At 71.4% G+C, this 13,070-nt stretch carries 15 protein-coding genes; 11 read left to right on the plus strand and 4 right to left on the minus strand.

Annotated elements, in window-relative coordinates:
• Positions 1–625 (plus strand): RDD family protein (locus tag GA0115242_RS10295; RefSeq protein WP_093826851.1); only part of this gene is annotated, 625 nt, incomplete at its 5' end.
• Positions 626–920: 295 nt separating this feature from the next.
• Entirely contained in the window at positions 921–1,682 is a 762-nt protein-coding gene (locus GA0115242_RS10300) for an RDD family protein (RefSeq protein WP_093826853.1), read from the plus strand.
• 24 nt (positions 1,683–1,706) lie between these two features.
• Here the strand turns inward: GA0115242_RS10300 and GA0115242_RS10305 are convergent, their stop codons facing one another.
• Positions 1,707–1,976 (minus strand): hypothetical protein, encoded by a 270-nt coding sequence (locus GA0115242_RS10305; protein ID WP_093826854.1) that lies wholly within the window; start codon positions 1,974–1,976, stop codon positions 1,707–1,709.
• A gap of 416 nt (positions 1,977–2,392) precedes the next feature.
• Here GA0115242_RS10305 and GA0115242_RS10310 point away from each other — a divergent pair, with 416 nt between their 5' ends.
• Together GA0115242_RS10310 and GA0115242_RS10315 are read left to right on the plus strand one after the other, a co-directional pair.
• The gene (locus GA0115242_RS10310; protein WP_093826856.1) at positions 2,393–4,741 is read left to right on the plus strand and encodes an immune inhibitor A domain-containing protein; all 2,349 of its coding nucleotides are present in this window, start codon (positions 2,393–2,395) and stop codon (positions 4,739–4,741) included.
• A gap of 120 nt (positions 4,742–4,861) precedes the next feature.
• A complete protein-coding gene (locus GA0115242_RS10315; protein WP_093826858.1) occupies positions 4,862–5,200 on the plus strand; it encodes a hypothetical protein in 339 nt (112 codons plus the stop codon).
• A gap of 117 nt (positions 5,201–5,317) precedes the next feature.
• Here GA0115242_RS10315 and GA0115242_RS10320 read toward each other — a convergent pair whose 3' ends face one another.
• Positions 5,318–5,905 (minus strand): isochorismatase family protein, encoded by a 588-nt coding sequence (locus GA0115242_RS10320; RefSeq protein ID WP_093826860.1) that lies wholly within the window; start codon positions 5,903–5,905, stop codon positions 5,318–5,320.
• A 235-nt stretch (positions 5,906–6,140) separates the two neighbouring features.
• Positions 6,141–7,487 (minus strand): nicotinate phosphoribosyltransferase, encoded by a 1,347-nt coding sequence (locus GA0115242_RS10325; protein ID WP_093826862.1) that lies wholly within the window; start codon positions 7,485–7,487, stop codon positions 6,141–6,143.
• A gap of 108 nt (positions 7,488–7,595) precedes the next feature.
• On the opposite strand from GA0115242_RS10325, the gene clpS reads away from it, so the two are divergent.
• The 7 genes from clpS to GA0115242_RS10360 all read left to right on the plus strand — a co-directional run bounded on the left by clpS (position 7,596) and on the right by GA0115242_RS10360 (position 12,345).
• On the plus strand, positions 7,596–7,913 hold the full coding sequence (clpS, locus tag GA0115242_RS10330; RefSeq protein ID WP_093826864.1) for an ATP-dependent Clp protease adapter ClpS: 318 nt from the start codon (positions 7,596–7,598) through the stop codon (positions 7,911–7,913).
• Positions 7,914–7,953: 40 nt separating this feature from the next.
• Positions 7,954–8,559 (plus strand): DUF2017 domain-containing protein, encoded by a 606-nt coding sequence (locus tag GA0115242_RS10335; protein WP_093826867.1) that lies wholly within the window; start codon positions 7,954–7,956, stop codon positions 8,557–8,559.
• Positions 8,560–8,903: 344 nt separating this feature from the next.
• Entirely contained in the window at positions 8,904–10,349 is a 1,446-nt protein-coding gene (locus GA0115242_RS10340; protein WP_093826869.1) for an amino acid permease, read from the plus strand.
• 77 nt (positions 10,350–10,426) lie between these two features.
• The gene (locus GA0115242_RS10345; RefSeq protein ID WP_093826871.1) at positions 10,427–10,849 is read left to right on the plus strand and encodes a Mov34/MPN/PAD-1 family protein; all 423 of its coding nucleotides are present in this window, start codon (positions 10,427–10,429) and stop codon (positions 10,847–10,849) included.
• A 79-nt stretch (positions 10,850–10,928) separates the two neighbouring features.
• The gene (locus tag GA0115242_RS42450) at positions 10,929–11,024 is read left to right on the plus strand and encodes a putative leader peptide (RefSeq protein ID WP_311636697.1); all 96 of its coding nucleotides are present in this window, start codon (positions 10,929–10,931) and stop codon (positions 11,022–11,024) included.
• A gap of 85 nt (positions 11,025–11,109) precedes the next feature.
• Complete coding sequence (locus GA0115242_RS10355; RefSeq protein ID WP_093826874.1) at positions 11,110–11,388, plus strand: MoaD/ThiS family protein; 279 nt, start codon at positions 11,110–11,112, stop codon at positions 11,386–11,388.
• Positions 11,389–11,394: 6 nt separating this feature from the next.
• Positions 11,395–12,345, plus strand: coding sequence for a PLP-dependent cysteine synthase family protein (locus GA0115242_RS10360; protein ID WP_093826875.1), 951 nt, complete (start codon positions 11,395–11,397; stop codon positions 12,343–12,345).
• Positions 12,346–12,429: 84 nt separating this feature from the next.
• On the opposite strand, the gene GA0115242_RS10365 is transcribed toward GA0115242_RS10360, so the two are convergent.
• The gene (locus GA0115242_RS10365) at positions 12,430–12,888 is read right to left on the minus strand and encodes a type II toxin-antitoxin system PemK/MazF family toxin (RefSeq protein ID WP_093826877.1); all 459 of its coding nucleotides are present in this window, start codon (positions 12,886–12,888) and stop codon (positions 12,430–12,432) included.
• Between the last annotated feature and the right edge of the window lie 182 nt (positions 12,889–13,070).

The raw sequence follows: 13,070 nt of genomic DNA on the forward strand, positions 1-13,070 counted from the left end.
CATGGCCGGTGGTCAGGGCGGCGGCCAGCCGTCCTGGGCGCAGCAGGTGCACCGGCTCGCCGGGGACGACGGCGACCAGCCCGTGGTGCCCTGGAAGCCGCCGGTGGAGGACGTGTTCCAGGCGACGGCGCGGCGGCGTGCCGAGGCCAGGCCCGCCCCGCTCGGCAAGCGGCTCGCGGCCCGGCTGCTGGACACCGTCGTGGTCGCCGCCGTCACGGGCGCCGCCGCCGTGCCGCTCGGCACCCGGGCGGTCGACCACGTGGACGAGAAGATCGACGCGGCGAAGCTCTCCGGCGAGACCGTCACCGTCTGGCTGCTCGACGGCACCACCGCGGTCTACCTCGGGATCGTGCTGGCCGTGCTGCTGCTGTTCGGCGTCGTGTACGAGGCGCTGCCCACCGCCCGTTGGGGCCGCACCGCGGGCAAGCGGCTGTTCGGCCTGGAGGTCCGGGACATCGAGGGGCACGAGCCGCCCGGGTTCGGCGCCGCGCTGCGCCGCTGGCTGGTCTACAGCGTGCCGGGGCTGCTGGTGTTCGGGGTGGTCGGCGTCCTGTGGTGCCTGTTCGACCGCCCGTGGCACCAGTGCTGGCACGACAAGGCGGCGCACACGTTCGTCGCGGGCTGACGACGGGCTGACGACGGGCTGACGACGGGCTGGCGCCGGTCTGACGCCGGTCTGACGCCGGGCTGACGGAGGTCCGACGGGCGGGCCGAGCGCGTCCCGACGGCGTCCTGACGGCGAACCGGACGTGCCCCGCTGACCAGCCCCGCGGACGCGCCCTGCTGACCAGCCCCGCTGCCGCGCCCCGCTGAACAACCCCGCGGACGCGCCCCGGGGGACGAGCCCCGCGGGGACGCCGCGTCCCCCGGACGGACGCTCGCCGGATGCGGAGCCGGGGTGTTCGCGGTCGACTCGGGCCATGAGCACCGAACCGCCCCCCGGCTCCGGCGGGACCCCGGAAGACGACCCGTTCAGGAAGCAGCCCCCGCCGTCCGGCGGCACCCCCTCCGGTCCCGGACCCGAGGGCGGCAGCCCCTGGGGCGGCGGAGCCGCGGGCGGCGGCGATCCCTACGGCGGCGGCGCTCCGGGCGGCGGCAACCCCTACGGCGGTGCCCCGGGCGGCGGCGGTCCCTACGGCAACGACCCCTACGGCGGCGGTCCGTACGGGGGCGGCGGTCCCGGGGGCGGTCCGTACGGCGGGGGCGGGCCCTTCCCCAACGATCCGCTGGCGGGGATGCCGCCGCTGGCCGACAGCGGCAGGCGCACGCTGGCCCGGATCATCGACCTGATCCTGGTCGGCATCGTGGTGTGGCTGGTGACCTGGCCGATCGGCGTGCACGAGTACAACGTCAGCGGCAACAACGTCGCGTTCGGGCGGTCGTTCGTGCAGTCGCTGATCGCCGCCGTGCTCTACGTCGGCTACGACACCGTGATGATCAGCCGCACCGGTCAGACCCTCGGCAAGAAGTGGCTGAAGATGCGGGTCGCCAACCTGGACGACGGCGCGACGCCCTCCGTGCAGACGACGCTGATCCGTTCCCTGGTGCTCTGGATCCCGTTCGCCTTCTGCTGCGCCTGCATCTGGACGGCGATCGCGGGCGGTTGGAGCTTCTTCGACCGCCCCTACAAGCAGGGCCTGCACGACAAGGCGGCGAAGACGGTGGTCGTCAGCACCGCCTGACGCGCACAGCCGTCCGCCCGGTGGTCAGCGCCGGTGCGAGGAGCCCGTGGCCGGGACCGGCACGGGCTTCTCGGCGTGCCGCCCGGCGGGCGCCCGCTCCCCGGCGGGCGCGTCGGCCTGCGCCCTGGGCACGGGGACGGTCATCGCGACGAGCAGCCCGAGCGCGAGCGCCGCGAACGCGATGACGGCGACGCCCACCCCCGAACTCGTCTGGGACAGCAGCAGCATGGCGACCGTGGAGAGCACCACGGTGCACGAACCGTAGGCGAGCTGTGCGGCAGTCGGACGAGGCATGGCAATCGTGTCCTCGGAAGTGGGGGTCACGGGGGTTTGACCTGGCTTTCCGCCGTAGCGCGGGCGTCCGCCAATCGACTCTAAACGCCTGCATGCCCGACTGGGGCGAACAGTAAGCGTGACCTAACCGACCGTACCGGTGCACGGGGGGCGCACGGGTTCATGCGGTCCGCCAGGCGGACCGGCTCACGCGCCTGTTCGAGCCTGGCCGGATGTGGGTCACGTTACGGTCATGTGTCCGCAATGCGAACCCCGGCTCTCGATAATGCACTTGATCTGTTCAAGTCAAGGTCTGTTTTTCTCGTAAACCAGTAGTCAAATGGCGTCACTTGACTACACGCGTATACCGCGCGCGGACCTACCCCCAGAGGGATCCCCCTGTCCGCGCGGACGGACGCGTCAGGGGAGGCCATCAAGTGACCAGCAGATCCTGGACGTTCAGAACGGCGGCCACGGTCGTCGCGATAGCGGCCGCGTCGGCGACGTTCACCACGTTCGCCGTCGCGCAGGCCGCCGAGGGCGGCGCGGCACCGGTGGCGGCCGACCAGCACGACCCGCAGCCGGCCAAGGCCAGGGAGCACGACTTCGACGGGCCGCTCACGCGGACGCAGTCGGCCCAGCGGGAGGAGGCGCTCAAGCAGGTCATATCCGGCGAGGCGTCGGTCAAGAACCGCGGCGGTTCCAAGGTCGTCCAGCTCAAGGGCAAGGACCGCAAGGGCGGCAGCAAGTACGTCGAGCTGGGCCGGGAGAAGACCGACAAGATCTTCACCATCCTGGTCGAGTTCGGCGACCAGGTCGACAGCCGCTACGGCGGCACCCCCGGCCCGCTGCACAACGAGATAGCCGCGCCGGACCGGAGCAAGGACAACTCCACGGAGTGGAAGGCCGATTACAACCAGGCCCACTACCAGGACCTCTACTTCGGCACCGGCAAGAAGACCGAGTCCCTGAAGAAGTACTACGAGAAGCAGTCCTCGGGCCGCTACTCGGTCGACGGGGTGGTGACCGACTGGGTCAAGGTCCCCTACAACGAGGCCCGTTACGGCTCCAACGACGCCCCCACCGGCGCCTGGTACGCGGTGCAGGACGGCGTCAACGCCTGGGTCGCCGACCAGAAGGCCAAGGGCAGGACGTCCGCCGAGATCAAGGCGACGCTGGCCGAGTACGACCAGTGGGACCGCTACGACTACGACGGCGACGGCGACTTCAACGAGCCCGACGGCTACATCGACCACTTCCAGATCGTGCACGCGGGCGAGGACGAGTCCGCGGGCGGCGGCGCGCAGGGCGAGGACGCGATCTGGGCGCACCGCTGGTACGCGTTCGGCTCCGACGCGGGCGCGACCGGTCCTGACACCAACAAGCTCGGCGGCACCCAGATCGGCGACACCGGCATCTGGGTCGGCGACTACACGATCCAGCCGGAGAACGGCGGACTCGGCGTCTTCGCCCACGAGTACGGCCACGACCTCGGTCTGCCGGACGAGTACGACACCTCCGGCGGCGGCGAGAACTCCACCGGCTTCTGGACGTTGATGTCCTCCGGTTCCTGGCTCGGCACCGGCAAGGAGTCGATCGGCGACCTGCCCGGCGACATGAACGCCTGGGACAAGCTGCAACTGGGCTGGCTGGACTACGACGTCGCCACGGCGGGCAAGCGGTCGAGCCACACGCTGGGCGTCGCGGAGTACAACACCAAGAACCCGCAGGCGCTCGTGGTGAAGCTGCCGGACAAGACCGTCACCACCGAGATCGTCGCCCCGGCCGAGGGCGCCACCCAGTGGTGGAGCGGCAGCGGCAACGACCTGAAGAACACGCTGACCCGGTCCGTCGACCTGACCGGCACGTCCTCCGCGAGCCTGACCCTGGACGCCTGGTGGGACATCGAGCAGGACTACGACTTCCTCTACACGGAGGTCTCCACCGACGGCTCCAACTGGACGCCGGTCGACGGCACCCTGGCCGACGGCAGCGCCGTCCCGCGTGACGGCAGCGGCAAGCCCGCGCTCACCGGCTCGGTCGACGCGTACCAGAAGCTGACGTTCCCGCTGGACGCGTACGCGGGCAAGAACGTCCAGCTGCGCTTCCGTTACGCCACCGACGGCGGCCTCGCGCTGCAGGGCTTCACGGCCGACGAGATCAAGGTGACCGCCGACGGCGCCACCGTCTTCTCCGACAACGCCGAGACGGCCGACCCGGCGTGGACCGCCAACGGGTTCTCCCGCATCGGCGCGTCCATCACGGACGACTACCCGCAGTACTACATCGCGGAGAACCGCCAGTACGTCTCCTACGACAAGACCCTCAAGACGGGCCCGTACAACTTCGGTTCGGCGGCGCGTCCCGACTGGGTCGAGCACTACGCGTACCAGAACGGCCTGTTGATCTGGAAGTGGGACACCTCGCAGGCGGACGACAACACCAGCGAGCACCCGGGCGTCGGCCAGATCCTCCCGATCGACGCGCACCCGGCCGCGCTGAAGTGGTCCGACGGCACCCTGATGCGCAACCGCGTGCAGGCCTTCGACTCCACCTTCAGCTGGTACCCGACGGACGCGATCACGCTCCACAAGGCGGACGTCAAGACCAAGATCAAGGCCCGTCCGGGCGTCCCGGTCTTCGACGACGGGCGGTCGACGTACTACGACCCGTCCAACCCGCTCGCGGGCGTCAAGATCACTGACACCAACACGTCGATCAAGATCGTCAAGGAGCCGCTGGACGGCTCGACGATCGGCCTGAAGGTTGGACCTTCCTCCAAGTAGCGACGTTTTAGCAGGTCAGACGCGTATCGGCGGCAACCCCTTGGCGGGTCGCCGCCGATCGTGTTTAGGTGCGTCCTGTGACTTTCTTATTGACACCGACGCACACGGGGGTGTGACCGCATGGCCGCAGGAGGTTTCTGCAAGCTGCCGACCGGCAGTGTCGTGGTGGCGATGAACCTGCCGAGCCCGACCGCCGACGGCACCGGGGTCCGGGTCCTGGTCCACGCCCACAACCGGGCCCGCGCGCTGACCCGGCTGCGCAACCTCGGCCTGCGGTCGGTCTACCTCCGCGGCAACGCGGCCCCGCCCACCCCGGACGAGATCACCGCCGTCCTGCACCATCCCGACGGCCTGATATGGCGCGGCGCCCCGGGCGGGGCGGTGGCCAAGGGCATCACCATGACGGAGCTGTGGCACCCGATCAGAGCCCTGCCGAGAGGCCGGGCGGTCCGGGCCTGAGCCCCGCCGGCGGTCCTCCGCGTCCAGCGGGGGCGATGCCCGTCCCCCTCGCCGCGCGCCCCGGCAGCGCTGCGGCTCCACCGCGGCCGGCGGGCGCCCGCGGCCGCTGACGCCGGGCTACACCACCGGCTTCCCCGTCAGCTCCACCCCCGCCGCGCGCAGCTCCTCCACCGCGCGGTCCGTCGTCTCCTTCGCGACCCCCGCCGTCAGCTCCAGCAGCACCCGGGTCGCGAAGCCCTCGCGGGCCGCGTCCAGGGCCGTCGCGCGGACGCAGTGGTCGGTGGCGATGCCCACCACGTCGACCTCGGTGACCTCGCGGGCGCGCAGCCAGTCGGCGAGCGAGGCGCCGTTCTCGTCGGCGCCCTCGAAGCCGCTGTAGGCGGCCGAGTACGCGCCCTTGTCGAAGACGGCGTCGATCGCGCCGGAGGCGACCGCCGGGGCGAAGTTCGGGTGGAAGCCCACCCCCTCGGTGCCCGCGACGCAGTGCGCGGGCCAGGAGTGGACGTAGTCGGGGTTGTCGGCGAAGTGGCCGCCGGGCGCGATGTGGTGGTCGCGGGTGGCCACCACGTGCCGGTAGCCGGGGCCCGCCGTCTGACCGATCAGCTCGGTGACGGCGGCGGCGACGTCGGCGCCCCCGGCGACGGCGAGGCTGCCTCCCTCGCAGAAGTCGTTCTGGACGTCCACGACGATCAGTGCGCGGCGCATGGTCGGTGTCCTTCGGGTGAGGTTGAGGGGGACGAGCCTATTGACCGGGCGGCCCGCACGGGAGGGGGCGGACGGTACGCGGACAGGAGGCGGGCGGGGGCGGACGGGAGGCGGGCGAGGCGGAGGGGGCGGACGGGGCGCGGCCGGGACGGTGCCACGGCGCACGGGGTCCTGATGCCCGTGCGCCGCCCCGGCACACCCCGGCCCGCGCCCCCCGGGACGCGCGCCGGGCGCGTCAGCCGCCGTCGACGTCCTGGACGTACTCCGTCGGCAGAACCGGTTCTCCTCGCGAGAGCTGCGTCGCGGAGAGGGGCAGGCCCGCGCGGGCCCGGGTGTGCCGGTCACGGACCGCGTCCAGCGGCTCACGGGCCACCACCGTGCCGCCCTTGACCAGCTCGACCAGGAGCTGCCGGTCGGCCAGCCCGGCGGGGACCTCACCGGTGCCGACGACCTCGGCCTCCGCGACCCCGTCCGCGTCCAGGCGGCGGGCCGCCCACTTGCGTCCGCCCATCGACGTCTTGCCGCCGGTGGACCTCTTCGCCACCGGCACCAGCGGCGCCTTCGGGTCGGCGGACTCCGCGCGGGCCACCAGCTTGTAGACCATCGAGCAGGTCGGGTGCCCGGAGCCGGTCACCAGCTGGGTGCCGACCCCGTACGCGTCCACCGGGGCCGCCGCGAGCGACGCGATGGCGTACTCGTCGAGATCGGAGGTCACCACGATGCGGGTGCCGGTGGCGCCCAGGTCGTCGAGCTGCTGGCGCACCCGGTGCGCGACCAGCAGCAGGTCACCGGAGTCGATGCGGACGGCGCCCAGCTCGGGACCGGCGACCTCGACGGCCGTGCGGACCGCCTCGGCGACGTCGTAGGTGTCCACCAGCAGCGTGGTGCCCCGGCCCAGCGAGTCGACCTGGGCGCGGAAGGCGTCCCGCTCGTGGTCGTGCAGCAGGGTGAAGGCGTGCGCCGAGGTGCCCACGGTCGGGATGCCGTAGCGGAAACCGGCCGCCAGGTCGGAGGTGGTGGCGAAACCGCCCACGTAGGCGGCGCGCGCGGCGGCCACCGCGGCCAGCTCGTGGGTGCGGCGGGCGCCCATCTCGATCAGCGGACGGCCACCGGCCGCCGACGACATCCGGGAGGCGGCCGCGGCGATCGCCGAGTCGTGGTTGAGGATGGAGAGGATCACCGTCTCCAGGAGCACGCACTCGGCGAAGGAGCCCTCCACCCGCAGCACGGGGGAGCCGGGGAAGTACACCTCGCCCTCCGGGTAGCCCCAGATGTCGCCGCCGAAGCGGTAGGAGGCCAGCCATTCGAGCGTCGGCTCGTCGACGATGCCCCGCTCCCGCAGGAACCCGATGACGTCCGGGTCGAAGCGGAAGTTCTCCACCGCGTCCAGGACCCGCCCGGTCCCCGCGAGCACGCCGTAGCGCCGCCCCTCCGGCAGCCGCCGCGTGAAGACCTCGAAGACGCTGCGCCGTTCGGCGGTCCCCGCCCGCAGCGCCGCCTGGAGCATCGTCAGCTCGTACTGATCCGTGAACAGCGCCGTGGAGGGAACGTCCACCGGCAGCCCAAGGTCCGCTACATCCACGACAACTCTCCTAGCCATGACTCGCCCGTTCTCCCCCGATCCGGGGGGCATGGCTGGGGATGCTACTCCCTTTTCGTCGGTGTGACGATTTCTGGGTTGCGTGGCAGCATGGGCGATGTGACGTCACCCGCTCCCCTAGAGACCGAACGGACCGAGCCGGCGGAGGAGGTCTTCGCCGTCCCCGAGCCGGACGTCCCCTGGGTCACGATCGTCCACAACGACCCGGTCAACCTCATGAGCTACGTGACGTACGTCTTCCAGACGTACTTCCACTACTCCAAGGACAAGGCCACCAAGCTCATGCTCGACGTGCACCACAAGGGCCGCGCGGTGGTCTCCAGCGGCAGCCGCGAGGAGATGGAGCGCGACGTCCAGGCCATGCACGGCTACGGTCTGTGGGCCACGCTCCAGCAGGACCGCACATGACCCGCACCAGCCAGCAGGACCGGGAGTAGCGACCGTCCCCATGCCAGGACACTTCGAACCGACCTCCGGTGGCGGCGCCGCCGTGGCCCTCGACGACGTCGAGATCTCCATCATCCGCTCGCTCGCCGTCCAGCTCCTCGAACTCATCGGTCCCGGACCGGCCGAGGACGCCCCCGACGACCCGCTGGCCGAGCTGTTCGCCGACGGACCGACCGAGCCGCCCCGGGACCCGGTGCTGCGCCGCCTCTTCCCGGACGCCTACGGCGACCCCGAGCGGGCGCCCGACTCGCCCGCGCAGGCCGAGGAGCGGCTCGCGCACTCCGCCGAGTTCCGCCGCTACACCGAGAACGACCTGCGGGCGGGCAAGCGGGAGAACGCCCTCGCGGTGATCCGCACCCTGGACTCGCTGACCCCGGCGGGCGACGGCGGCGCGATCCTGCGGCTGACCCCGCAGGAGTCCCGGCAGTGGCTGACCGCCCTGAACGACCTGCGCCTCGCGATCGGCGCCCGGCTCGGCATCACCGCCGAGGAGGACACCGACGTCCTCTACGGGCTCCCGGACGAGGACTCGCGCAAGCCGATGGTGATGGCCTACCTCTGGCTCGGCGGGCTCCAGGAGACCCTGGTGGGCACCCTGACGCCCTGAGCCGCGACGCTCCGGCGGTCGCTCAGAGGACACTCAAATCCGGATAACGATCACGTCACCGCCGTCGACCGCTATGGTCCACGGCGGTGCTTTTTGTCCGCTTCTCTCTGTGGCGTGCGCCACATCCGCTCCCGTCGACCATTGTTGCGGGCGTGATAAATCTTCACGATCGCCCGGCGGACACCACCCAGGTCCGGCCGGGTGCGCCACCGAGCCGATGACCGTCGGCCAGGCACGAGCGGGCTCCGAGGAGGCCGCTCAACTCCATCAATCCGGGGGGATCGAGACCGACCACGGGCCGACGAGAGGCCACGGGCCGGTATGGAGAAAGGCGCACCACAGACATGACCTCCGCTCAGGTCGACACGGAACGGACCCCCGAGGAAGAGGGGTACGAACGGGGACTCGGCAGCCGCCAGGTCCAGATGATCGCGATCGGCGGCGCCATCGGCGTCGGTCTCTTCCTCGGCGCCGGGGCGAACATCGCCAAGGCGGGCCCCAGCCTCATCCTCATGTACGCGCTCGCGGGCGCGATCATCTTCTTCATCATGCGGGCCCTCGGCGAACTGCTGCTCTACCGCCCGGTCTCGGGCTCCTTCGCCGAGTACTCCCGTGAGTTCCTCGGCCCGTTCTTCGGTTACTTCACCGGCTGGACCTACTGGCTGATGTGGGTCGTCACCGGCATGGCCGAGCTGACGGCCGCCGCGATCTACGTCCACTACTGGTTCCCGGCCGTCCCCCAGTGGGTGACCGCGCTGGTCTTCCTGGTGGTCCTCTTCGGGGTCAACCTGATCTCCGTGAAGGTCTTCGGAGAGCTGGAGTTCTGGTTCTCCATGGTCAAGGTCACCGCCCTGATCGGCATGATCGTGATCGGCCTCGGCGTCCTCACCTTCGGCTTCAGCAGCGCGGGCGACACCGCCGCCGTCTCCAACCTCTGGGAGTTCGACGGCTTCTTCCCCAAGGGCGTCGGCTCGTCCCTGATGACCCTCCAGGGCGTCATGTTCGCCTACCTGGCCGTCGAGCTGGTCGGCGTCACGGCGGGGGAGTCCGAGAACCCGGAGAAGACCCTCCCCAAGGCCATCAACACCCTGCCCTGGCGGATCGCCCTCTTCTACGTCGGCGCCCTCACCGTCATCCTCTGCGTGGTCAAGTGGACCGAGTTCGCCCCGGGCGTCAGCCCGTTCGTCGCGGCCTTCGCGAAGATCGGCATCCCGGCCGGCGCCGGCATCGTCAACTTCGTCGTCCTCACCGCGGCCCTTTCCTCCTGCAACTCCGGCATGTACTCGACCGGCCGGATGCTGCGCAACCTGGCCGCCAACGGCGAGGCCCCGGCCCGCTTCCGGAAGCTGTCCGGCACCAAGGCGCCCGCCTTCGGCATCACCGTCTCCGTGCTGTTCATGGGCATCGGCGTGGTCCTGAACTACGTCGTCCCGGAGAAGGCGTTCGGCTACGTCACCTCGATCGCCACCGCCGCGGGCATCTGGACCTGGCTGATGATCCTGGTCAGCCACGTCCTGTACCGCCGCGCGGTGGTCGCGGGACGGCTGCCCGCCTCGCGCTTCCCGGCCCCGGGCGGCTCGGTGTGCAGCTACATCGCCATCGCGTTCCTGCTCTTCGTCACCTGCCTGATCGCCTACGACGCCGACGCCCGCGTCTGCCTCTACGTGATGGCGGGCTGGGCCGTCGCCCTCGGCATCGGCTGGACGGTCCTCAAGAGCCGCAACCCGGAGGTCACCGCCCGCCGCGACCCGTCGGCCGAGCAGGCCGAGCCGTCGCAGAAGGTCGGCTGACCGCCCCGCGTCCGGCATCCGGGCCGTTCCGTACCACCCCTCGGTACGGGACGGCCCGTCTGCTTATCCTTGCCCGCATGCTGACCCTCACCCAGGAGCTGTACGACCGGATCGTCGCCCACGCGCGCGAGGACCACCCCGACGAGGCCTGCGGGATCATCGCCGGACCCGAGGGCTCCGACCGGCCCGAGCGGTACGTGCGGATGCTCAACGCCGAACGGTCGCCGACCTTCTACAAGTTCGACGACACCGAGCACAAGAGGCTGCACGACGAGATGTGGGACCGCGACGAGGAGGCGGTCGTCGTCTACCACTCGCACACCGCGACCGAGGCGTACCCCTCCCGCACCGACATCTCGTACGCGAACGAGCCCCAGGCCCACTACGTCATCGTCTCCACCGCCGACACCGACGGGTTCGGCGACTTCCAGTTCCGCTCGTACCGGATCGTCGAGGGCGTGGTGACGGAGGAGGAGATCACCGTCGTCGAGACGTACTGATCTCATACCGTGGATGAATTCGGTCCGAAGCGTGAGATCACACTCCGGGGGCCCGGCCGGGAATCGATACGATGAACCCATGGTTCTGAACGACGTGAGCGAGAAGACGCCGGGCGCCCTGCTCGTGGCGCGGCTGCACGTCGATCTGTGCAGGCTGAACAGCGCCATCTGTTGACGCGTTCCCGCCGCCGGAGGCCGTGCGCCGGGCGGCGGAGCGCCGTGCGCCCACCCTTCCCATCCTTTCGACAGGAGCCGCAACCATGGCCATCGAGGTCCGCATCCCCACCATCCTGCGCCAGTACACCGACGGGCAGAAGGCGGTGGAGGGCCAGGGCGAGACCCTCGCCGACCTCTTCGCGGGACTGGAGAGCGCCCACCCCGGCATCCAGGCCCGGATCGTCGAGGACGGCCGGCTGCGCCGCTTCGTCAACGTCTACCTGAACGACGAGGACGTCCGCTTCGTCGACGGCATCGACACGAAGCTCACCGACGGCGACACCGTCACGATCCTGCCGGCCGTCGCCGGCGGCATGGCCTGATCGTCGATGCGGTACGACTCCCCGCTGGCCGCGGTGGGCAACACCCCCCTGGTGCGCCTGCCGCGGCTCTCGCCGTCCCCCGAGGTCCGGATCTGGGCCAAGCTGGAGGACCGCAACCCGACCGGCTCCGTCAAGGACCGCCCGGCCCTGCACATGATCGAGCAGGCCGAGAAGGACGGCAGGCTCACCCCCGGCTGCACCGTCCTGGAACCCACCTCGGGCAACACCGGCATCTCGCTCGCCATGGCCGCCAGGCTCAAGGGCTACCGCATGGTCTGCGTGATGCCCGAGAACACCTCGCAGGAACGGCGCGACCTGCTCGCCATGTGGGGCGCCGAGATCATCCCGTCGCCCGCGGCGGGCGGCTCCAACACCGCCGTCCGGATCGCCAAGGAGCTGGCCGCCGAGCACCCCGACTGGGTGATGCTCTACCAGTACGGCAACCCCGACAACGCGGGCGCCCACTACGCGGGCACCGGCCCGGAGATCCTCGCCGACCTGCCCTCCATCACCCACTTCGTCGCCGGGCTCGGCACCACCGGCACCCTGATGGGCGTCGGCCGCTACCTGCGCGAGCAGAAGCCGGACGTCCGGATCGTCGCCGCGGAACCGCGCTACGACGACCTCGTCTACGGCCTGCGCAACCTGGACGAGGGGTTCGTCCCGGAGCTGTACGACGCCTCCGTCCTCACCACCCGCTTCTCGGTCGGCTCCGCCGACGCCGTCACCCGCACCCGTGAACTCCTGCAGCAGGAGGGCATCTTCGCGGGCGTCTCCACCGGCGCCGCCCTGCACGCCGCGATCGGCGTCGGCACCAAGGCCGTCAAGGCGGGCGAGAGCGCGGACATCGTCTTCGTGGTCGCCGACGGCGGCTGGAAGTACCTCTCGACCGGCGTCTACACGGCGGCCACGACGGAGGAGGCCATCGCCACCCTCCAGGGCCAGCTCTGGGCCTGACCCGGCCGCGCCGGCCGCACCGCCCCGGTCGCCCGGAGACCCTCCGGGCGACCCGCGCGCAGTCCTGCGGCGGACCGGGCGGGATCAGCGGGTCAGGCGCCTGACCTGGTCCCACAGGGCCCGGTCCACCTCGCCGACCCGCCGCCTGAACTCCCGCACCGGCACCTGGCGCAGCTCGTCCGTCTCCAGGAAGCTCGCCCGCCCCCGCGCGTCGCCGACGGTGCCCGCGGGCAGCGCCAGCACCCCCGGCCGCTCACCGTGGTCCTTGCTGGTGATCTTCGCGACCGTCGCCCGGCCGCCGCGCACCGCCAGCACCAGACACGGCCGGTCCTTGGCGCCCGGACCGTCCTCGAACGGCACGTTCGCCCACCAGATCTCGGCGGGCCTCGGCCGTGCGCCGTCCCCGCCGCGCCGCTCCGGACGGCCCGGCGGCCGGGTCCGGCCGCGCGCCGGCCGCCGTCCCCGCCCCCAGCCGTCGACGAGCGCGGCGATCAGAGCGAGCAGGACGACCGCGGCAAGCGCCAACCACCAGGACGTGTTCATGCCGACGACCGTACCGGCGTGCGCGGGCCGGTGCGCAACCTCCCGCGCGCCCCTCCCGATCCGCTTCCAGCCGAACCGGTGACAGCACAGGTGAGTTCGCCCACAACAGCCCTTGGCGGAGGAGCCGCCGCGCGTTTCGCGCCTTACGCTCGACGGACCGCACGACCCCCGACGCCCCATTT

The organism is Streptomyces sp. SolWspMP-5a-2 (assembly GCF_900091845.1).
Lineage (GTDB): Bacteria > Actinomycetota > Actinomycetes > Streptomycetales > Streptomycetaceae > Streptomyces > Streptomyces doudnae.

What these genes read in the sequence shown, in the direction of transcription:
- GA0115242_RS10355 (WP_093826874.1), top strand. Translation starts at nt 11,110, where the DNA reads ATGGCCATCGAGGTCCGCATCCCCACCATCCTGCGCCAGTACACCGAC.
- GA0115242_RS10345 (WP_093826871.1), top strand. Translation starts at nt 10,427, where the DNA reads ATGCTGACCCTCACCCAGGAGCTGTACGACCGGATCGTCGCCCACGCG.
- GA0115242_RS42450 (WP_311636697.1), top strand. Translation starts at nt 10,929, where the DNA reads ATGGTTCTGAACGACGTGAGCGAGAAGACGCCGGGCGCCCTGCTCGTG.
- GA0115242_RS10315 (WP_093826858.1), top strand. Translation starts at nt 4,862, where the DNA reads ATGGCCGCAGGAGGTTTCTGCAAGCTGCCGACCGGCAGTGTCGTGGTG.
- GA0115242_RS10305 (WP_093826854.1), bottom strand. Translation starts at nt 1,976, where the DNA reads ATGCCTCGTCCGACTGCCGCACAGCTCGCCTACGGTTCGTGCACCGTG.
- GA0115242_RS10340 (WP_093826869.1), top strand. Translation starts at nt 8,904, where the DNA reads ATGACCTCCGCTCAGGTCGACACGGAACGGACCCCCGAGGAAGAGGGG.
- GA0115242_RS10365 (WP_093826877.1), bottom strand. Translation starts at nt 12,888, where the DNA reads ATGAACACGTCCTGGTGGTTGGCGCTTGCCGCGGTCGTCCTGCTCGCT.
- GA0115242_RS10335 (WP_093826867.1), top strand. Translation starts at nt 7,954, where the DNA reads ATGCCAGGACACTTCGAACCGACCTCCGGTGGCGGCGCCGCCGTGGCC.
- clpS (WP_093826864.1), top strand. Translation starts at nt 7,596, where the DNA reads ATGGGCGATGTGACGTCACCCGCTCCCCTAGAGACCGAACGGACCGAG.
- GA0115242_RS10320 (WP_093826860.1), bottom strand. Translation starts at nt 5,905, where the DNA reads ATGCGCCGCGCACTGATCGTCGTGGACGTCCAGAACGACTTCTGCGAG.
- GA0115242_RS10300 (WP_093826853.1), top strand. Translation starts at nt 921, where the DNA reads ATGAGCACCGAACCGCCCCCCGGCTCCGGCGGGACCCCGGAAGACGAC.
- GA0115242_RS10360 (WP_093826875.1), top strand. Translation starts at nt 11,395, where the DNA reads ATGCGGTACGACTCCCCGCTGGCCGCGGTGGGCAACACCCCCCTGGTG.